Source organism: Staphylococcus sp. 2S1, assembly GCF_046721335.1.
Taxonomy (GTDB): domain Bacteria; phylum Bacillota; class Bacilli; order Staphylococcales; family Staphylococcaceae; genus Staphylococcus; species Staphylococcus equorum_A.
This window is the reverse complement of sequence record NZ_JBEUUJ010000003.1, coordinates 865,439-886,542: the sequence shown is the minus strand read 5'-3', so window position 1 is coordinate 886,542 and position 21,104 is coordinate 865,439. Positions and strand designations below refer to the sequence as shown.

12 protein-coding genes, 4 pseudogenes and 1 other annotated feature are annotated in these 21,104 nt (G+C 35.9%); of the genes and pseudogenes, 10 read left to right on the top strand and 6 right to left on the bottom strand.

All coding sequences use genetic code 11. The features are described from left to right. Window positions 1–25: 25 nt before the first annotated feature. Window positions 26–754 (bottom strand): phosphoadenylyl-sulfate reductase, encoded by a 729-nt coding sequence (locus ABLV90_RS04695; protein ID WP_069814909.1) that lies wholly within the window; start codon window positions 752–754, stop codon window positions 26–28. A gap of 421 nt (window positions 755–1,175) precedes the next feature. Then, window positions 1,176–2,321: a globin domain-containing protein gene (locus ABLV90_RS04690; RefSeq protein ID WP_069814921.1), complete on the bottom strand. Its 1,146-nt coding sequence runs from the start codon at window positions 2,319–2,321 to the stop codon at window positions 1,176–1,178. A gap of 292 nt (window positions 2,322–2,613) precedes the next feature. Here ABLV90_RS04690 and ABLV90_RS04685 point away from each other — a divergent pair, with 292 nt between their 5' ends. Beyond that, complete coding sequence (locus tag ABLV90_RS04685) at window positions 2,614–2,856, top strand: hypothetical protein (protein ID WP_460872263.1); 243 nt, start codon at window positions 2,614–2,616, stop codon at window positions 2,854–2,856. Continuing rightward, the gene (locus tag ABLV90_RS04680; protein ID WP_460872262.1) at window positions 2,843–4,219 is read left to right on the top strand and encodes an amidohydrolase; all 1,377 of its coding nucleotides are present in this window, start codon (window positions 2,843–2,845) and stop codon (window positions 4,217–4,219) included. Before ABLV90_RS04685 ends, ABLV90_RS04680 begins: the two co-directional genes overlap by 14 nt. Window positions 4,220–4,526: 307 nt before the next feature. Here the strand turns inward: ABLV90_RS04680 and ABLV90_RS04675 are convergent, their stop codons facing one another. Further along, entirely contained in the window at window positions 4,527–5,372 is an 846-nt protein-coding gene (locus tag ABLV90_RS04675) for a ParB/RepB/Spo0J family partition protein (RefSeq protein ID WP_069814925.1), read from the bottom strand. Between the two features lie 180 nt (window positions 5,373–5,552). After that, window positions 5,553–5,929 (top strand) — a binding site (T-box leader). 62 nt (window positions 5,930–5,991) lie between these two features. Here ABLV90_RS04675 and ABLV90_RS04670 point away from each other — a divergent pair. From ABLV90_RS04670 to ABLV90_RS04635, 8 genes and pseudogenes are all read left to right on the top strand, one after another. Further along, complete coding sequence (locus ABLV90_RS04670; RefSeq protein WP_069814927.1) at window positions 5,992–7,095, top strand: PLP-dependent transferase; 1,104 nt, start codon at window positions 5,992–5,994, stop codon at window positions 7,093–7,095. Next, on the top strand, window positions 7,092–8,267 hold the full coding sequence (metC, locus tag ABLV90_RS04665) for a cystathionine beta-lyase MetC (RefSeq protein ID WP_460872260.1): 1,176 nt from the start codon (window positions 7,092–7,094) through the stop codon (window positions 8,265–8,267). The genes ABLV90_RS04670 and metC overlap by 4 nt, the downstream gene beginning before the upstream one ends. Beyond that, on the top strand, window positions 8,221–10,062 hold the full coding sequence (locus ABLV90_RS04660) for a bifunctional homocysteine S-methyltransferase/methylenetetrahydrofolate reductase (RefSeq protein ID WP_460872259.1): 1,842 nt from the start codon (window positions 8,221–8,223) through the stop codon (window positions 10,060–10,062). The genes metC and ABLV90_RS04660 overlap by 47 nt, the downstream gene beginning before the upstream one ends. Next, window positions 10,059–12,305: pseudogene (gene metE / locus ABLV90_RS04655) on the top strand (5-methyltetrahydropteroyltriglutamate--homocysteine S-methyltransferase). The gene ABLV90_RS04660 and the pseudogene metE overlap by 4 nt, the downstream one beginning before the upstream one ends. Before the next feature lie 24 nt (window positions 12,306–12,329). Further along, window positions 12,330–13,071 (top strand): annotated as a pseudogene (locus ABLV90_RS04650) (cyclase family protein). Window positions 13,072–13,385: 314 nt separating this feature from the next. Continuing rightward, window positions 13,386–13,826, top strand: coding sequence for a LytTR family DNA-binding domain-containing protein (locus ABLV90_RS04645; RefSeq protein ID WP_069814937.1), 441 nt, complete (start codon window positions 13,386–13,388; stop codon window positions 13,824–13,826). Next, window positions 13,823–14,284 carry a DUF3021 domain-containing protein gene (locus ABLV90_RS04640; protein WP_069814938.1) on the top strand — a complete coding sequence of 154 codons (462 nt, stop codon included), beginning with the start codon at window positions 13,823–13,825 and terminating at the stop codon, window positions 14,282–14,284. Before ABLV90_RS04645 ends, ABLV90_RS04640 begins: the two co-directional genes overlap by 4 nt. Window positions 14,285–14,383: 99 nt before the next feature. Then, a pseudogene (locus tag ABLV90_RS04635) lies at window positions 14,384–16,208 on the top strand (assimilatory sulfite reductase (NADPH) flavoprotein subunit). 108 nt (window positions 16,209–16,316) lie between these two features. Here ABLV90_RS04635 and ABLV90_RS04630 read toward each other — a convergent pair. From ABLV90_RS04630 to ABLV90_RS04620, 3 genes and pseudogenes are all read right to left on the bottom strand, one after another. Then, on the bottom strand, window positions 16,317–17,501 hold the full coding sequence (locus ABLV90_RS04630) for a thiolase family protein (RefSeq protein WP_460872258.1): 1,185 nt from the start codon (window positions 17,499–17,501) through the stop codon (window positions 16,317–16,319). Window positions 17,502–17,533: 32 nt separating this feature from the next. Further along, window positions 17,534–19,793: pseudogene (locus ABLV90_RS04625) on the bottom strand (3-hydroxyacyl-CoA dehydrogenase/enoyl-CoA hydratase family protein). A gap of 52 nt (window positions 19,794–19,845) precedes the next feature. After that, complete coding sequence (locus ABLV90_RS04620) at window positions 19,846–21,054, bottom strand: acyl-CoA dehydrogenase FadE (RefSeq protein ID WP_069814947.1); 1,209 nt, start codon at window positions 21,052–21,054, stop codon at window positions 19,846–19,848. Window positions 21,055–21,104 lie beyond the last annotated feature (50 nt).

Below are 21,104 nucleotides of genomic sequence, written 5' to 3'. Positions count from 1 at the left end.
AGTAAAAAAAGAATCTTAATCTAAATTATGGTTTTTCAGTAGTATGAAGACCACATTCTGTCTTGTTAGAATTACTCCATCTACCTTCCCTTGAGTCTCCGGAAGTTGAAACTGCTGATGTACAAGGTATGCAGCCAATACTCGGAAAATTAAAATCATGTAGTTCGTTATAATGTAAATCATGTTTTTTAATATAATGCCATACATCATCCCAGGTCCAATGAATAAGCGGGCACACTTTTACTGATTTAAATCTTTCATCTTTGTTTACATAATTTGTAAATTGACGACTTGGCGATTGTTCTCTACGCAATCCTGAAACCCAAGCTGTAGCACCTGATAGCACTTCTTCCAGTGGCTTAATTTTACGTATGTAACAACATTGATTAGGATCATTTTTCCAAAGTGCAGAATTGAATTGCTCTGACTGTTCATCTAGTGTTAATTCTGGCTTTTTAAGCTTGATATTCAGTTCTGGATAACGCGTTTTGACTCTATCGATTAAATCATAGGTTTGTTGAAAATGAAGATCTGTATCTAAAAATACGATTTCAGCATTTTTTCTAACACTATAAATCAAATCAATTAAAATCATGCCTTCCGCACCAAAGCTACATGCATAAACAATCGAATCACCATACGTTTCATATGCCCATGCGATAACCTGACGTGCACCTTTAGTTTCATCTGAAATATCTAAGTCACTAAAAGCGTCGGTTTTAAAGTGCTCATATGTTATTTTTTCCTCTGACATTAATGGGTTCATCCCCTTTTCTTTAATGTGCTGTGTTTAAAATTCATATCATTTTTAGTCTTTAGAATTATTCGAAAATAATTATGATACATACTTTACTCATTGTAATTTTTTATGTCAAGCGTACTTTTAAACTATAGTTTCTATTAAAAACAGTATAATTTCGTGAAATGTAAGCGCTTAACATAGCGTGTTCAAAATGTTTTTGATAATTATTTTTAAATAATAATTATAATAATGTAATTTTCATTAACAACGTTGTAAAACACGTTACATCAACATTTCTTATTTTTTAAAAATATTTTTCTTATTTTAATTTTTATAAGATCATAATTTATTTTTAATCAAATGACAAAAACGCCAATAACAATTAAATGTCATTGGCGCTAGTTCATAAAATAAATTCAATTTTATCTAATAATTATGCTGAAAAACTAAGTCTTGGAATAAATGTTTCGAAATGAATATTATCCATTGGCACGCCAATTGTTTGTAATTCAGAAATCATTGCTTTTAAGAATGAATCGCCACCACAAATATAAATTTCTGTTTCATTATCTACATATTGTTGTAGTTGTGCTACTTCAATAAAGCCGTCTTCATCACGGAAATGTGTGTCAAAACGTGCAAATGAAGCGCGATCAGAAATATCGTTTAATTTGTTTTCAAAAGCGACATTTTGCGCATTAGATGTTGATTGTAAGAATGTTGACTCTAAACCTGCGTCGACCGCTTCTTTATACATAGAGACAAGTGGCGTAACGCCCACACCTGAACCTAAGAATAATTGTTTATTTTCTTTATTCGCTAAAGCAAAACCACCTACTGGCGCAGATAAGCTTAACGTATCTCCAACTGACACTTCATCGTGTAGAATTGTTGATACTTCACCTTCATGCGCTTCAGTAACATCTTTTCTAACTCCAAATGTTAAGAAGTCTTTACCACCATCAACGATAGAGTAATGTCTCTTAGCTTGGTAAGGTAGTTTTTCACTCGTAATATCTACAGTAATATATTGACCAGGAACAAATTGACTTAAATCAATATCCTCTGATTGAATTGTAAATGCTTTAATAATCTCAGTTTCTTCAGTGATTTCAGTAACTTCAAATGGTTTGAAACCATCCCAAGCCATATTGCTGTAAACTTCTTTTTCTAAACCGATAAACGCATCAGCAATTTCTCCATAAGCTTTAATCCATGTTTGGATAATTGGATCTTCATCTTCAAGACCAGTCACTTCTTCAATCGCCCATATTAAATTTTCACCAACAATTGGGTAATGTTCGGGTTTAACTTGTAATGCACAGTGTTTGTATACAACAGGCATAATCGCTGGAACAATCGGTGACAAATCTTCGATGTTTTCAGCTGCCGCTAATACAGCCATTGCAAGTGCTGAAGATTGTAATCCTCTTTTTTGGTTAGTTTGATTAAATACATTTTTTAATTCTGGATGTTGTTCAAAGAGTCTCTTATAAAAAATTGATGTAATCGTTTGTCCTTTATCTTTTAGTAATGGCACTGTTTCTTTAATTGTTTGTATCTCTTCTTGAGTTAACATATTGGCCCTCCTAATATTTTGTATATATCCATTATTATACGAACTTCAATTACTTACAATAAATTGAAACTTATTTCACACAACATTCACATTCTATATTCATAAATTTGTAATTATTTTCCGTTTTTTAAAAATAAACAAATGCGCATAACATGAATTTAAAACTTATACTACTCAAAGACTTATATTTTAAACTAATAAATTCTCCTTTAAAATATGTTATTAATTGAATTTACTTTTTTTCAAGATTAGTATATGTAATGGATACAAAAGACAAGTAGGAGGCTTTACTTTGAAATTTTCAAAAATAGTAAATGCAATGATTTTGGATATGGAAGATAATGAACCATTTTTAGGCACGCTAATATTAAATGACGGTGTCATCTCTGACATTGTGCCACAAGAAGATATCGTAGAAGATGACAGTGCGCTAGACTTGGAACAACAATGGATTACACCTGGTTTTATAGATACGCACAGTCATCCGACAGGCTATGGTTCAACAAAATTAATGGTAGATTGTGCTTGCTTCTGACATTCTAAACATCACAGACTTAATTAATAAATTTAATGACAATAAGCATAGCTTAACTAACAGCGGTTGGTTGATAGGTTACGGTTATAATGAAAAAGCTTTAACCGAACAACGTCATCCTAATCGCTTTGACTTAGACCAAATTTCTCAGGATACTGCAATTGCGATTATGCATTACTCTGGTCATATGGCTACTGTAAATACCAAGGCACTTGAAGTTATGGGTGTTAACCTAACAGACGATAATCCAGAAGGTGGTTATTACCAACGAGATTCAGAAGGCTATGTCAACGGTGTGCTTATTGAATTGCCAGCTACTGTTAAATTAAGAGCAACACTACCTAAATCTACAGCAGATAGTTTCGCTTATAGTATGAATTTAGCAATTGATGATTATGTAAAAAATGGTATAACGAATACGTCTGATTTACTCATCGGCGGTAATGGCTACACAGACTATGAAGGCATATTAACATTTTTAAACGCACCTCAACGTATCCGCACACGTCGGGTGATTACGCATGAATTATTGGAAAAACATCCTGAATTTAAAGACGTCCATGCCGAAACACTTGATCGTACTTTTCAACAGCAAAGTGATCGTATGAGTCATTTAGGCGGCGTAAAATTCTTTAATGACGGATCTATTCAATTACAAACTGCTTCTATAAGAGGTACTTACTTAGATGGCGCAACACCACCTGAACCTTTAATGTCACAAGATGTGATGACAGAAAAATTCAAACATTTTCAGCAATTAGGCTTTAATATTATTACCCACGCAAATGGTGATTATGCAGCCCAAACTGTGATAGAAGCTTATAAGGATACAGCAGCGTATAAAACAAACGCTTTGCGCAATAGAGTTGAACATTTACAAACAGTAACGCGTTCAGATATTAAAGAAATGGCAGCGCATGATATTGGAGGTTCTTTCTTTATTAATCATGTGTATTATTTTGGTGACTTACACCGTGATGTCTTTTTAGGCAGCGATAAAGCGCAAAATTTAGACCCAGTTAAATGGGCAGAAGATGAAAACATGGTGTTTACTTTGCATACGGATGCGCCAGTGACACCAATTTCTCCTTTAGAATCTATTCAGATTGCTGTTGAAAGAAAAACTAAAAACGGTGAGATACTTGGTGCCCACCAACGTTTATCTCGCAGCTCCACATATAAAAAGATGACTGCAGATGCGACGCGTTTAAATCATACAGAAGACTACGAAGGTACAATTAAAGTTGGACATGTTGCAGACTTTGTCATACTGAATCGTAATCCTCTCGAGGAAGATGTAACACTCGATAACAACTTAATTGAAGCAACGATTTGTAACGGTAAATTAGTCTATAAAAAATAGCAGCGCCCTATGGATGATGTGTATTGTTTGAAAGACTCCTTATGAGAATGGCATCCATCTCAATACCACAGTCTCAAACCATATCCACGGAAAGCGCGCACTACAATACGAAACATTGATATAAAAAAGGGCATGTTGAACTCAAAATTCAACATGTCCTTTTTTAGTGATGCTATATTTAACATTTATCAAAATGTTGACGAGTCGCATGAGGAACCAAGCACGAGCCAAAGACTGCAAGCTGAGTCAGTGTCCTAGGCAAATCAGTCTAAAATTACAGTGTTTTATTCCTCACATATGAAGTAAGTTAATCATTATTATATTTCTCATTTAATTGATGGATTAATCTTTTAAATTCAGCTTCTGATTTAAATTCAAAAGTGATGTTTCCTTTTTTATTATGTGTAGAAATAGAAACGGTTGAACCATATTGTTCTTTAAGTTGTCTTTCTTGTTGTTGAATAAACTTAGGTTTTGAAGCTGCTTTCTGTGTTTTCGTCTTTGTATTTTTTTCATTATAATTCTCATTTACGTATTGCTCTAAATAACGAACACTCCAAGACTCCCGGGAGACTTGCTTGGCGATTTGACGCATTTTTTGTACATCTTTTACAATTAATAAGGTACGTCCATGCGCACCAGATAGTGTACCTTCTCTTATCATATTCGATACGTCTTTAGGTAATTGTAGTAAGCGTAGCATGTTCGCAATATAAGGTCTAGATTTACTTAAACGCTCTGCAACTTCTTGTTGGGTTAGCTTTAAATCATCCATTAATTGACGATAGCTTTCTGCTTCTTCAATGACATTGAGATCTTCGCGTTGTAAATTCTCAATAATGGCAAGTTCCATCATATCTTCATCAGTTAGTGCTTTAACAATTGCGGGCACTTCTGTTAACCCCGCTATTTTTGCCGCTCGGTAACGTCGTTCACCTACTACAATGTGATAACCCGTAATAGTCTTTCTTAATACGATAGGTTGTAAAATACCGTGAAGTTTAATCGATTTTGCTAAGTCATTTAAACGTTCCTCATCAAATGTTTTACGTGGTTGATAAGGGTTCGCTTTAATAGTCGTTACTTTAACTTGTTGAATTTGAGCATCTTCTTCTAATTGTAATCTATGATCTTTTGAATTTTCGATTATCATACACCTACTTTCCTCCTCCAATATCTCTTTACGTATTTAATATATTCACAGTATATCATCACTCTCATGACAGTAAATATACATGGAAAATAATTTGTTTAATCTAAATTTTCAGATAAGTTGTTGACAAAAAGTATTTTGGTGTGTAATCTAAGGTATATCAAATACGAATTGCACATACGAAACACAGTAATAGGGAAAGTAAAACTTACACTGCCGACACAGAGAGTCTTTGTTCGCTGAAAGAAGACACGGAAAGAAAGTTTGAAAATGGCCTTTGAGTGTTGATACCAATATGAGGTGTCAACGGGATCGCCCGTTATAGCGATACAGTATTAACATTTTGTTAAATGGCGTACTGGATTAAATCCACGCGTCGTATATTTCGTTAATACTCATTTTATTCATATAAGATGAGTTTTTTAATTTCAACGAAGATACGATGTCACTATTCAGTCTCTGTTGCCTATTCAACAATTTGGCGTACTGGATAAGGTTACTTTAGTGATAGAGTAACAAACAAAGGTGGTACCGCGAGCTAAGCTTTCGTCCTTTATATCCGATTATTCGGGTGTAAAGGACGGAAGCTTTTTTTATTTTTAAAAGGAGGTTATCTATTATGAAAAATACTGAACTGGCACAAATTGCTTTGTCACAAGATCATACAGGCGCAGTTGCAAATCCAATATATTTATCAACAGCATACCAACACCCTCACTTAGGCGAATCAACTGGTTACGACTATACAAGAACGAAAAATCCAACTCGTTCAGCATTTGAGGAAGCTTTTGCAAAACTAGAACGAGGTACTGCTTCATTTGCAACTTCAAGTGGTATGTCAGCCATTCAACTTATTTGTAACTTATTCAAAACTGGTGACGAAATATTAGTATCTTTCGATTTATATGGTGGCACATTTAGACTTTTTGATTTTTACGAGCAACAGTATGGTATTCATTTCAAATATGTAGACTTCCTTAATTATGAAGAAGTAGAACAAAGTATTACTGAAAATACAAAAGCACTATTTATAGAACCAATTTCTAATCCACAAATGATAGATGTTGATATTGATCCGTACTATATCTTAAGTAAAAAATTCAATTTACTAACAATTATAGATAATACATTTTTAACACCTTATCTTTCAACGCCACTCGAGGATGGTGCAGACATCGTCTTACATTCTGCTACAAAATATATAGGTGGTCATAACGATGTACTTGCTGGTGTTGTTACAGTGAATGACGATGCGCTAGCAGAACAATTAGCACAGTTACACAATATGATTGGTGCTACACTATCACCTTTCGATAGTTATTTACTACAACGTGGTTTAAAAACACTACACATCAGAATGGATCGTTCAGAATATAACGCTAAACTACTCGCAGAACGATGTAGTAACTTAGACGCAATTGATAAAGTACTTTATAGCGGACGCACTGGCATGTTGAGCTTACGTTTAAACAAAGCTTATAAAGCTGATAAATTCTTAGAACATTTAAAAGTTTGTTTATTCGCCGAAAGTCTCGGCGGTACTGAAACATTCATAACATTTCCATATACCCAAACCCATGTAGATATGCCAGATGAGGAAAAAGACAAACGCGGCATTGATGAACATTTACTTAGACTATCTATCGGAATTGAAAATTATGAAGATATTGAGAAAGATATCATACAAGCATTACAAAAATCTAACCAAGGAGTGATTTCATGAGTTTATCAAAAGAGACAGAAGTAATATTCGATGCACATAGAGGTACTGATTATGATTCGGCGAACCCTCCTTTATATGATTCTTCTACGTTTCATCAAAAAGTGTTAGGTGGTAATGCAAAATACGACTACGCACGAAGTGGTAATCCTAATAGAGCATTATTAGAAGAAAAATTAGCCAAACTAGAAGGTGGTAGTCATGCATTTGCTTATGCTTCAGGTATCGCCGCAATTTCAGCAGTATTGCTTACGTTAAATGCTGGTGATCACGTTGTCCTACCTGATGATGTTTATGGTGGCACATTCAGACTAACTGAACAGATATTAACACGTTTTAACATTCAATTTTCAACAGTAGATACGACAAACTTAAATGAGATAGAAGATGCGATACAAGACAACACAAAACTAATTTATGTGGAAACACCATCTAATCCATTATTCAAAATTACAGATATTAAAGGTGTAGCGCACATCGCCAAGCAACATCAACTCTTACTCGCAGTGGATAACACATTTATGACACCACTTGGTCAATCACCATTAGCACTTGGTGCAGATATCGTTGTTCATAGTGCAACGAAGTTCTTAAGTGGTCATAGCGACATTATTGCCGGTGTAGCGATTACCAATAATCAAAACGTAGCAGATGCACTTTATTTATTACAAAATGGCACAGGCACAGCATTATCCGCCCACGATAGCTGGACTTTAGCCAAACATTTAAAAACGTTGCCAGTGAGATTCAATCAATCTGTGGAAAATGCGCAACAACTTTATGAATTCTTAGCTCAGCGCGATGAAATTGCTGAAGTATATTACCCGGGAAATGACGACTTACATTTATCACAAGCACGTCATGGCGGTGCAGTATTAGGATTTAGATTGAAAGACGAAACCAAAGCACAAGCATTTGTAGACGCATTATCATTACCACTCGTATCTGTAAGTTTAGGTGGCGTAGAAACAATCCTTTCGCACCCAGCTACAATGTCACACGCAACAGTACCTAAAGAAGTACGCGAAGAACGTAACATTACATTTGGATTATTTAGATTAAGTGTTGGTTTAGAATCTGCAGATGAATTAATTTCAGATTTAAATTACGCAATTAAGGAGGCTTTCAATGAGTCAACTCATCGACAAACTGAAGAACAACATATTAGTAGCTGACGGCGCTATCGGCACAATTCTTTACTCTGAAGGCCTAGATACTTGTCCCGAAGCTTACAACTTAACACATCCTGAGAAAGTAGCACATATCCATCGTTCTTATATTGAAGCTGGCGCTGATATTATACAGACCAATACGTATGGCGCAAATTTTGAAAAGTTAAAAGACTTTGGCTTAGAACATAAAGTGAAAGAAATTCATCAATCTGCTGTAAAAATCGCAAAAGAAGCCGCAAAAGATGACACATTCATATTAGGTACTGTTGGAGGATTTAGAGGCGTTAAACAAGAAGATTTAGGTCTATCTGCGATTCAATATCACACAGAAATTCAAGTGGATACTTTAGTAGAATCTGGCGTAGATGGTTTACTCTTTGAAACTTATTACGACTTAGAAGAACTTACAAATATTATAAAAGCGACAAAACGTAAACACGATATACCGATTATTGCGCAACTCACTGCTTTGAATACAAATTATTTAAGAGATGGTACAAAGATTAATACCGCGTTACAACAAGTAGCGACAAGTGGCGCTGATATTGTGGGGTTGAATTGTCATCATGGCCCCCACCATATGCAACAGTCATTCTCACATATTGAGTTACCAGAAGGCGCATACTTATCGTGCTATCCGAACGCAAGTTTGCTTGATATCGAAAATAGCCAATTCAAATACAGCGATAACGCCGAGTATTTTGGCAATGTAGCACAGAAACTTATTAACGAAGGTGTTCGCGTCATTGGTGGTTGTTGTGGTACAACACCTGAGCATATTCAATTCATTAAATCATCCATAGCTAATTTAAAACCCGTAACAGATAAAAATGTCATACCAATCACAAAATATACAAGTACTTCATCTAAAAAAACACAATCTCAGAGCCTAACATCAAAGGTAAAGCAACGACCGACGATTATAGTTGAATTAGATACACCGAAGCACTTAGACACAGACACATTTTTCAGAAATATCAAAAAACTTGATGATGCCCATATCGATGCGGTCACATTAGCAGACAATTCTTTAGCAACCGTAAGAATTAGTAATGTCGCTGCGGCAAGCATTATTAAACAACAATACGATATCGAACCATTAGTGCACATCACTTGTCGCGACCGCAACCTTATCGGATTGCAATCACACTTATTAGGGCTATCACTACTAGACATCAATGAAATATTAACTATTACAGGTGACCCCTCTAAGATAGGCAACTTACCAGGTGCCACGAACGTATACGATGTAAACTCCAAAGGTTTAACCGAAATTGCATTACGTTTCAACCAAGGTATCAACACAGATGGTGATGCGCTGAAGACAAAGACAAACTTCAACATCGCAGGTGCCTTTGATCCAAATGTAAGAAAATTAGACGGTGCAGTAAAACGCTTAGAGAAAAAATTAGAAAGCGGTACGCACTACTTTATTACACAACCAGTTTATAGCACTGAAAAAATTAAAGAAGTCTATGAAGCAACCAAACATTTAGATGTTCCCTTCTTTATCGGGGTTATGCCAGTGACAAGTTATAATAACGCAATATTTTTACACAACGAAGTGCCTGGCATTAAATTATCAGAAGAAGTGTTAGAACAATTTGAAGCCGTTAAAGATGATAAAACAAAAACAAAAGAATTAAGCTTGAAACTATCCAAAGAACTGATTGACACAGTACATGAATATTTTAATGGCTTGTATTTAATTACACCATTCCAAAAAGTAGATTACACATTAGAACTTGCGACTTATTCAAAATCAATTACTTCAACTAAACAGGAGGCAATATTATGACTATTAAAACATCAAACTTAGGTTTTCCAAGATTAGGTAGAAAAAGAGAGTGGAAAAAAGCAATCGAAGGTTACTGGTCTAAAAAATTAGATTTAGATACATTACACCAGCAATTAACAGATTTGCATAAAGAAAATTTATTACTACAAAAAAATTACAATTTATCAAGTATTCCTGTCGGTGATTTTTCACTTTATGATCATATTCTTGATACGTCTTTACTCTTCAATATTATTCCTGAACGTTTCCAAGGTAGAGACATAGATGATGATTTATTATTCGATATTGCTAGAGGTAATAAAGAACATGTTGCAAGTGCCCTAATCAAATGGTTCAACACAAACTATCACTATATCGTTCCAGAATGGGATCATGCAGAACCGAAACTTAATCACAATGTATTATTAGAACGCTTTAACTATGCAAAATCTTTAAACGTAAATGCACATCCAGTCATTGTAGGTCCAATTACATTTGTTAAATTATCTAAAGGCGGCGACCAATCTTTCGAAGAAAAAGTAAACACACTACTACCTTTATATAAAGAAGTTCTACAATCATTAAAAGATGCTTGGGGCTGAATATATTCAAATCGACGAACCTGCATTAGTGACAGATGATAGTGCAGATTATGAAAGTATTACACAAGCAAGCATATGCGTATTTCGCTGATGCTCGGTTTAGAAAATCATATCGTGATACAAACTTATTTCGAACGCGTTAATTTAAAGTTTTTAAACAGCCTACCAGTTAAAGGGCTCGGCCTAGATTTCGTTCATGACCATAACTTTAACCTTGAACAAATTAAAGCTGGCGATTTTGATAAAAACAAAACACTTTATGCAGGTATTATCGATGGCCGTAATGTTTGGGCTGCCGACATTGAAGCTAAAAAAGAACTCATCGACACTTTACAAAATTACACAAATGACCTTGTTATTCAACCATCAGCGTCGCTATTACACGTTCCTGTATCATTAGATGATGAAACACTTGAAGATTCAATTGCCGAGGGTTTAAGCTTCGCTACTGAAAAATTAGACGAATTAGATGCTTTGAGACGCCTATTTAATGACAATGATGCTGAAAAATATGATGAATTAAAAGCACGCTATAATCGTTTCCAAAACCAATCATTTAAAAATCTTGAATATGATTTTGATAGCGTGCGCACTTCAAGACAATCTGCTTTTAAAGTACGTAAACAAGCACAAGACAAACGTCTTAATTTACCAGATTTACCAACGACAACAATCGGTTCATTTCCACAATCTCAAGAAGTACGTAAATACCGTGCAGATTGGAAAAATGACCGCATCTCAGATGAAGATTACCAATCATTCTTAAAAAATGAGATTTCACGTTGGATTAAAATTCAAGAAGATATTGGTTTAGACGTCTTAGTCCATGGTGAATTTGAACGTAATGATATGGTTGAATTCTTTGGTGAAAAACTACAAGGTTTCTTAGTAACTAAATTCGGATGGGTACAATCATACGGATCACGTGCGGTGAAACCACCTATCATTTATGGCGATGTGAAATGGGCTGAACCACTTACAGTGAAAGAAACGCTATATGCACAAAGTTTAACAGACAAGCCTGTAAAAGGTATGCTCACTGGACCTGTCACAATTCTGAACTGGTCATTTGAACGCGTAGACTTACCGCGTGAAGAAGTACAAAATCAAATTGCACTCGCGATTAATGAAGAAGTATTGGCGCTTGAAAATGAAGGCATTCAAATTATTCAAGTAGACGAACCCGCTTTAAGAGAAGGTTTACCGCTTCGTTCAGAATATCACGAAGACTATTTAAACAAATCTGTACATTCGTTTAAACTTGCAACATCTTCCGTGGCTGATGAAACGCAAATTCATACGCATATGTGCTATTCGCAATTTGGACAAATCATACATGCAATCTACGACTTAGATGCAGACGTGATTTCTATTGAAACATCTCGTAGCCATGGTGACTTGATTAAAGACTTCGAAGATATTACTTACGATTTAGGTATTGGTTTAGGGGTATATGATATTCATAGTCCGCGTATTCCGACTGAATCAGAAGTTACAGAAGCAATCCATCGTGCCTTACAAGAAATTGACCGTTCGCTATTCTGGGTCAATCCAGATTGCGGCTTGAAGACACGTAAAGAAGATGAAGTAAAAGAAGCATTAAGTGTCTTAGTAAATGCCGTTGATAAGTTACGAAAATCAACAAACACAGCAATAGTATAACGATTAAAAATGGTGGTGATACACATGAGTTATCCATTATGGGAACAATTAGAGCAATTAAAATCATCAAAGTGGGTCGATTTGACTCACACATTTGATGAAACCATTCCATGTTTCAGTGAATTTGAACGCGCTAAAGTTTCTACCCTGTTTAACGTAGCAGACGATGGCTTTTATGTTCAAAATTGGAATATAGTAAGTCAGTACGGCACACATATCGATGCACCTATTCATTTTGTGGAAAACACACGCTATTTACATGAATTAGATTTAAAAGAACTCGCTCTACCACTTGTAGTTTTAGATTTTTCACAAGAAGTAGCAGCCGCATGCAGATTTTATCTTAACTCGCACACATATCAAACAATGGGAAGCAACGCATGGAACAATAGAACCTGGTACATTTGTCGCTTTACGCAGTGATTGGTCGAAACGTTGGCCAGACATCGAACAGTTCGAGAATAAAGACAGCAATGGCGACCTTCATTTACCTGGTTGGGGCCTCGATGCTTTAAAATACTTACTCGAAGAACGACAAGTCAAAGCCATTGGTCACGAAACATTTGATACAGATGCTTCGATAGATGTAGCCAAAAATGGTGATATTGTTGGTGAACGTTACGTCCTAGCACAAGATACATTTCAAGTTGAATTGTTGACGAATTTAGATCAACTACCCACACGAGGCGCCATTATTTACACGATTAGCCCTAAACCTAAAGACGCGCCAGGATTTCCTGTACGCGCATTCGCTATTACACCCTAATGGCTAAATCTTTAAAATATCATTAGATATACACGAGCACCCCAAACTTAAAAGCCTAGCTATTATAATGTACAAAGATATTAAGAAATTGAGCCCTTCTGATATCTCAACATCTCCTTTTAAAACATATAAATTATACCCCCAAATCATTGCCTACCAAAAATGATTTGGGGGTATTTATATGTGCACCTTTAAAGTTCATCCGCTTAATGTGCATTTGTCACCACTTAGTTAGCAATACTGACCACTTAATTAAACTATATAGTATTTAATGCTCATATTTGTTTTACTTAACTTAACAGGAGGCGTTGCATATGAAGGTGAGAGTTAAATACAACAATGAATTATCAGAAGATGAAGTTATCATACAAGCTAACGAAAATGCAGAAAATTTGCCGGATATCGTGCAATACATCAAACAATTATCCAACCGAAAAACATTTACTGGGAAATATAATGATGAAATTCACTTTATAAAACAGCGAGATATTATATGTTTCAGGATGGAAAATAAAATACTAACTATATATACATCGAATCAACAATTTACGCTGAACGAAAGACTATATACCATCAAAAAACAATTAAGTTCAAACTTCCTACAAATATCTAAATCAGAAATCATCAATATCGATTATATCGACCATTTGAAACTCAATAAAAATGGAACTATAGAAATTCGTTTTTCAAATGATGACTTCACATATTCTTCCAGAAGATACTTATCTATAATAAAGGAGGCTTTAAAACTATGAAAAGGATAATACATGGGGCAACTATAGGCGTTTCCATAGGCACAATGATTTCGTTATTATTTTCTTTTATTTTTTCACATACGCAATTTATGCCCGTTTCTCCAATATCGACGATGGGACGATTTTACTATGAACACTTCACTGAGTTACAGATTATGCTGATATCCGTTCTAATTTGGGCATTCATCGGTGTCACATTTAGTTTTGGTGAACTAATATTTTCACATACCCGCCTCTCAATTTTTAAAAAGACGGTGATTCACTTTAGTGTCATGTTGATAGTCATGTTTCCTTTAGGCATATTAGCAGGTTGGTTTCCACTCCGAATCTCGGTCATCATCGTATTTATTCTCATATATACAATGATTTACTTTATTATTTGGTTTATTGAAAGTAGGAGAGCGCAAAGAGATGTAAATGAAATAAACCAAATCATTTCAGAGAATCAAAAACATTAATCCTATTTCAATTAATTAATAAAGTAATTCAATGATGTTATGATTTAAGGACATGATGTTTACGCAAACCTCATACAATAAAAAAACGAGGTGAATGATTTGCAACTTAATGAAAACAATACCCCTTTTAATAGAGAACAATTGGAACTTATAAATCAACTTCTGCCAACATTATCTTCAAGCCGAGCAACAGTGGTTGGGTAGTTATTTGGTAAATCCTGAAGAACAAGATGATCATACGACGTCATCAGGAGCAACTGCTGATTCAATACCTGAATCAACAACGACGGCTGAACCTTTAGAAGTAAATATTCTATTTGGCACTGAAACAGGTAATGCTGAAGAAGTTGCCGAGCAATTTGAAGCAAAATTAAAGGAACACAATTTAAATGTTCATTTGTCGGAGATGGATGATTTTCCGCTAGATGAACTGACAAATATAGATTACTTGTTTATCATATGCTCTACACAAGGCGTGGGTGAGCCCCCAATCAATGCGATAGATTTCCATGAGTTTATGCACAGTGATAAAGCCCCACAATTAGATGGATTAAACTTCTCTGTACTCGCATTAGGAGATGAAAGCTACCCCGATTTTTGTCAGGCAGGAAGAGACTTTGATGAAATCTTTGGTAAACTTGGTGGCCATCGATTAGCTGAAAGGGTAGATTGTGATTTTGATTTTGAAGAAGTAGCAGAACAATGGATCGCAGATATGCTAGAGCTATTGACCAACGTTTCGCCAAACACAGATTCAAATGATGTGATAGACGACGAAGTCACAATTGAAGAACCTCATGGTCAGTATTCCAAATCAAACCCATTTCAAGCTGAAGTGATACAAAATAATGTACTGACTGAAGCCAATGCAACACGCGAAGTCAGACATCTTGAATTGTCTCTTGAGGGTTATAACGAATCATATGAGCCTGGAGATAGTTTAGTAGTGATCCCTGAAAATGATCCTGCCCTTGTTGAACACTTTATCGATACTTTAGGTCGGGACGCTGAAACACTTGTTTATGTTGATAAAGATGAACAGCAACTAACATTAAAAGATGCATTGACACATCACTTTGAAATTTCAAAAATAACACCTGCATTAATGAGCAGTGCCGCTGAATTATTCAGTAACCCAATGTTAAATGCAAATGTTCAAAATAGTGATTGGATTCAAGATTATATTTATGGTCGAGATGTCATCGATTTGATTAAAGACTTTTCACCCGTATCACTTCAACCAAAAATGTTACCGCAATTATTAAGAAAGTTACCACCTAGAGAATATTCAATCGCAAGCAGTAACAACGTTAATCCAAATCGTGTACAAATCACAGTACGTGTCGTGAAATATGAAGCACATCGCCGTGAACGTCTAGGCGTTTGTTCCGTTCAACTTGCTGAACGTATACAACCTGGTGATCATATACCTGTTTATCTTAAAAAGAATCCAAACTTCAAATTTCCTTATGAAGAAACAACACCTGTCATTATGATTGGTGCTGGCACAGGCATTGCACCTTACAGAGCCTATCTACAAGAACGTGCACATTTAGATCTTAAAGGCTCACAATGGCTTATTTTTGGCAACCAAAATTATGATACAGACTTCCTTTATCAGAGTGATCTAGAGGGCTGGCTGAGTGACGGTGTACTCAGTAAATTAGATTTAGCTTTTTCAAGAGATACTGAAACTAAAATTTATGTCCAACATCGTATTGAAGATAATAGTGCTGAATTTTATAAATGGATGACAGCGGGCGCTACGATTTATCTATGTGGAAATAAAGATGAGATGGCTTCAGGTGTCCATCAAGCATTAGTGAATGTACTGATTAAACATGGTAATTACAGTCAAGATAGTGCAGAAGACTATTTAAGAGATTTAATTAAAAATCAACGTTATCAACGAGACGTTTATTAGTATGTATCAAGTATAACTAAGCACAGAATAATGATTTAATTCATATCAAAACCCCTTAAGCATTTATCTTACGCTTAAGGGGTTATTTATTACATATTCAAACTGCGATTATCTTACATATTCAAAGATACCAGCAGCGCCCATGCCAACGCCAATACACATCGTAACCATGCCGTATTTCGTATCTGGCTGTTTCTTCATTTCAGAAAGTAATCTTCCTACTAACATCGCGCCTGTTGCGCCAAGCGGATGCCCTAGCGAAATTGCACCGCCGTTAACATTCGTTTTCTCAATATCTAAACCTGTTTCTCTAATAGAGGCTAACGTTTGAGATGCAAATGCTTCGTTTAACTCAACTAAATCAATATCTTTAACATCCAAGTTTGCTAATTTCAATGCTTCTGGAATTGCATAAGCTGGACCAATACCCATTAATTTAGGATCTACGCCCACGGCTTTAAAGCCAACGAAGCGTGCAATTGGTTTCACGCCTAATTCTTTCACTTTTTCACCAGACATGACCACGACAAATCCCGAGCCATCTGTCAAGGGGGCCGAGGAGCCTGCGGTCACTGTACCGTCAGCCTTAAACACTGTAGGTAATTTAGCTAAAGTTTCCTTATTTGTATCTGGTCTGATTAATTCATCGTCTTTAAATACTTCTTTCGAAACGACTGGACCATTTTGATCATAAGTGACTTTATTCACTTCAATCGGTATAATTTCGTCATCAAATTTACCTTCTTGTTGTGCTCTTGTAGCACGTTGATGACTCTGTACTGCATATGCATCCTGGTCTTCTCTAGATACATTATAAGTTTCTGCTACCATTTCTGCAGTCAGTCCCATTGGATAAGAAACACCTGAATCTTCGTCCTGTAGAATCGGATTGTTCGTTGGTTCATTACCACCCATTGGTACTGCACTCATTAATTCAATACCGCCTGCTACAAGGATGTCTGCTTGATTCGCGTTAATCTGGTTTGTCGCATGCGCAATCGTTTGAAGTCCTGATGAACAGTAACGGTTGACCGTTTGTCCTGGTACTTCGTTTGGCATGCCCGCAAGTAATGCAATCGTTCTTGCAATGTTCTGTCCTTGCAAACCTTCTGGGAACGAATTGCCGACGATAACGTCTTCTACCATGCTAGGGTCAAATGAACCTCCAACTCTTTCTAATACACCTTTTAATACTTTTGCCGCCACTTCATCTGGTCTTTCGTGAGCCATCGCTCCATTCTTTGCCTTACCAGCTGCTGAACGTCCATAAGCTACAATATATGCATCTCGCATTTAAGTTCACCCTTTCTTTTTACTCTCAATTATTAATTGCGTAGTGGTTTTCCTTTTTCTAACATGTGTGAAATTCTGTCATACGTTTTTTTATTTTGTAAAAGTTCTAAAAATCTTTCTTTTTCAAGCGTCTGTAAATATCTTTGATTCACGTATGTGTTACGAGGAATGTCACCGCCTGCTAAAACTTCTGCCACTTTTAACGTAATTTCATAATCGTAGTCACTGATAAAGTTACCCATACGTTGTGCATCTAACTGACCTTCAGCTAATGCCTTAAAGTCTTTGCCTAAAGCAATGTATTGTGATTTTGGTGTAGGTACGTAATTTGTTTCTGATTCGTAACGTGCTCTATTTAATGCAACTTCGACACGTCTTTCAGCATTCAAGATCACAGTATCTGTCTCTCTTAAATAACCATATTTCACTGCTTCATATGCATTTGTTGAGACTTTTGCAAAACCAACTTGCATTAATATTTTAGTAATTGAATCTTGTTTATCATTATTTTTATGATTTGTGCGCAATACTCTATCCGTTAATTCTGCGAGTCCACCACCAGCTGGTAGTAACCCTACGCCTGTCTCGACAAGACCAATATAAGATTCACTTGCGGCAACCACAAATGGTGAATGAAGTACAAGTTCACAACCGCCACCTAACGCTCTGCCTTGAACTGCAGTAACAACTGGTTTCAACGCATGTTTCAGTCTAGTGAAAATATAATGTAGTTTTCCGACCATGTCACCTACTTCAGAGACAACTTTATTTTCTTCGTGTGCTTTTTTCATTTGATACAAATTCGCACCGACACTAAAGTTGTTGCCGCCTGCATAGATGACCATGCTACTGTAGTCTTCATCTTCTAATTTGTTAATAGATTCTAATAAATCATCAAGGAATCCGCCAGTAATCACATTGTTTTTACTTTGTAATTTTAATAGTAATTGATCTTTATGCGCTACTGATAAGTTAGAATCTGCTCTTTCCCAAATCTCTTGGTCAATATACTCTGCTACTGGTGTAACACGTTCAATCGATTCACCTTCACTATAGAATGCTTCATTGCGTTGCTCTATCCAATCTGGAAGTGATCCTAATTCTTCTTTCATGCGTGACTTCACACGTTCAAAGCCCATTAAGTCCCACAATTGGAATGGCCCTTGTTTCCAGTTAAAGCCCCATACTAAGGCGCGATCAATATCTTTAAAATCTGTTGCCGCTTTAGGTACATTAATCGCTGAATAATAGAAGTTATTTCTCAATGTTTCCCATAAAAATACGCCGGCATCATCTTGTGCATTAAAGATAACGTCTAAGTTAGAAGCCAAGTCTTTACTAAACTTACCTAAAATCTCTAATTGTGGTGGTTGCGGTGGCACATAATCATTTTGTTCTGAATCAAAGACGAAACGTTTTTTATCTACTTTTTTATAAAACCCTTGTTTCGTTTTATTACCTAATGCACCTTTTGCTCGCTAATTTTTCCGAAAGTTTTACATCGTGGAAAAATGGTTGTTCATCTGGTACGTTTTGCATGCCTTTAATTACTGTCATAGCAATATCAAGACCAACTAAATCTGATAAACCATACGTTCCCATTTTTGGTCGTCCAATACTACGCCCAGTCAAAGCATCCACTTCTGTAATAGAAAAGTCTTGGTTTTCTGCTCTGTACATAATGTCATTCATCGTTTGTGTACCAACGCGGTTTGCCACAAACCCTGGGACATCATTTGCAACGATGACACCTTTACCTAATACGTCTTCTGCAAATGCTTGTACGCATTCCACTACTGCTTCAGACGTTTTTTCATTTGGAATCACTTCGACTAACTTCATAATGCGTGGTGGATTAAAGAAATGCATTCCGAAAAATCGTGCTTTATCTTTTTCTTCAAATACATCTGCAATCGATTCAATTGGAATTCCTGATGTATTCGTTGCAAATATAGCGTCAGCTTTTGCTACTTTTTTTACTTTATCCCAAACTTGATGCTTAATATCTACTTCTTCTTTTACTGCTTCAATATAAATGTCCGCATCATCTTGCTCAACCAAATCTTCATTAAAGTTGCCATAAGATAAATTTGAGGCAAAGGCTAAATCAAATAGCTGTGGGCGCTTTGGATTTGTTATGATTTCATATGCTTTTTTGGAAATTTTATTAGGTTCATGCTCATCAATCACAATGTCTAATAATTTTACTTTTAAACCTGCGTTGACAAGGAGCGCGGCGATTTGACTACCCATCGTACCCGCACCTAACACAGTTGCTTTTCTAATCGTCATACTAAAACCTCCAAATTGTTTTTTCTATAGTTTCAATCGTTCATGCTTTATATTAAATAAATGCTGAGTCTCCTGTGATTGCTCTGCCAATTACGAGCGCATTGACTTCATGTGTACCTTCATATGTGTAAACCGCTTCAGCATCTGCAAAGAATCTTGCAATGTCATACTCTCCAGCTAAAATACCGTTACCACCATGTACGCCACGGCCCATTGCTACTGTTTCTCTTAATCTTAATGCATTCATCATCTTAGCTGTTGAAGTTGCCACTTCATCATATTCACCTTTCGCTTGCATGCGTGCAAGTTGCGCACATGTCGCCATTGCTTGCGCAAGATTGCCTTGCATCATGGCTAATTTCTCTTGAATTAATTGGAACTTACTAATTTCTTTACCAAACTGTTTACGTTGCGTTACGTAGTCTGTCGTAGCTTTTAATGCACCCGCCATCGCTCCTGTTGCCATATACGCCACGCCCGCACGAGTAGAATATAATACTTTCGCAATATCTTTAAAGCTATTAATATTTTGCAGCCTTTGTTCTTCTTTAACGACCACATTTTTCAAACGAATATTAGCATTCGGTATGATACGCAATGCGATTTTATTTTCAATAAGATCGATTTCCACGCCTTCTTGGTCTGGTTCGATAATAAACCCTTTAGGTTTTCCAGTATCCACGTCCACTGCATACAGTGGTATCACATCAGCGACATTCGCTCCACCGATCCATTTTTTCGTACCATTAATAATCCACTCATCGCCTTCTCTTTTAGCAGTTGTTTCTAAACCACCCGCGACATCAGAGCCATGTTCTGGTTCTGTTAAAGCAAAACACGTACGTAATTCGTGTGACTGTAATTTTGGTAAATAATAAGCTTGTTGCTCCTTACTACCACCAAACCAAAACGAATTATGACCTAAGCCTTGATGTACACCTAGCAGTGTCGCTAAAGATACATCAAATTTAGCTATTGTATATGACATGAAGAATTGGAACATCTGACTTGGCGTATGTTCACCTTCACGTCCTTCATATAATAATGGATTGTTGAAATAATCTAACTTTCCTAATTCATCAAAGTAGTCTTCGGGCTGTGTCGCGTTTATCCAATGCTCATTAATAGAGTCGCGGTACTTTTCTTCTAACATATCATTAAGCTGTTTTAATAATTTAACTTCTCCTTCAGTTAAATCTTTCGCAATACTTAAAATATCCTCTGGATATAATGCTTTGATTACTTCTTCTTTTGTTGGCATAATTAAAACCTCCACTTTAATGTTAACGCTTACAAAGATTGTCAAAAAAT

Coding starts and splice junctions, on each gene's coding strand:
- ABLV90_RS04695 (WP_069814909.1), bottom strand. CDS start 754: ATGTCAGAGGAAAAAATAACATATGAGCACTTTAAAACCGACGCTTTT.
- ABLV90_RS04690 (WP_069814921.1), bottom strand. CDS start 2,321: ATGTTAACTCAAGAAGAGATACAAACAATTAAAGAAACAGTGCCATTA.
- ABLV90_RS04675 (WP_069814925.1), bottom strand. CDS start 5,372: ATGATAATCGAAAATTCAAAAGATCATAGATTACAATTAGAAGAAGAT.
- ABLV90_RS04670 (WP_069814927.1), top strand. CDS start 5,992: ATGAAAAATACTGAACTGGCACAAATTGCTTTGTCACAAGATCATACA.
- metC (WP_460872260.1), top strand. CDS start 7,092: ATGAGTTTATCAAAAGAGACAGAAGTAATATTCGATGCACATAGAGGT.
- ABLV90_RS04660 (WP_460872259.1), top strand. CDS start 8,221: ATGAGTCAACTCATCGACAAACTGAAGAACAACATATTAGTAGCTGAC.
- ABLV90_RS04645 (WP_069814937.1), top strand. CDS start 13,386: ATGAAGGTGAGAGTTAAATACAACAATGAATTATCAGAAGATGAAGTT.
- ABLV90_RS04640 (WP_069814938.1), top strand. CDS start 13,823: ATGAAAAGGATAATACATGGGGCAACTATAGGCGTTTCCATAGGCACA.
- ABLV90_RS04630 (WP_460872258.1), bottom strand. CDS start 17,501: ATGCGAGATGCATATATTGTAGCTTATGGACGTTCAGCAGCTGGTAAG.
- ABLV90_RS04620 (WP_069814947.1), bottom strand. CDS start 21,054: ATGCCAACAAAAGAAGAAGTAATCAAAGCATTATATCCAGAGGATATT.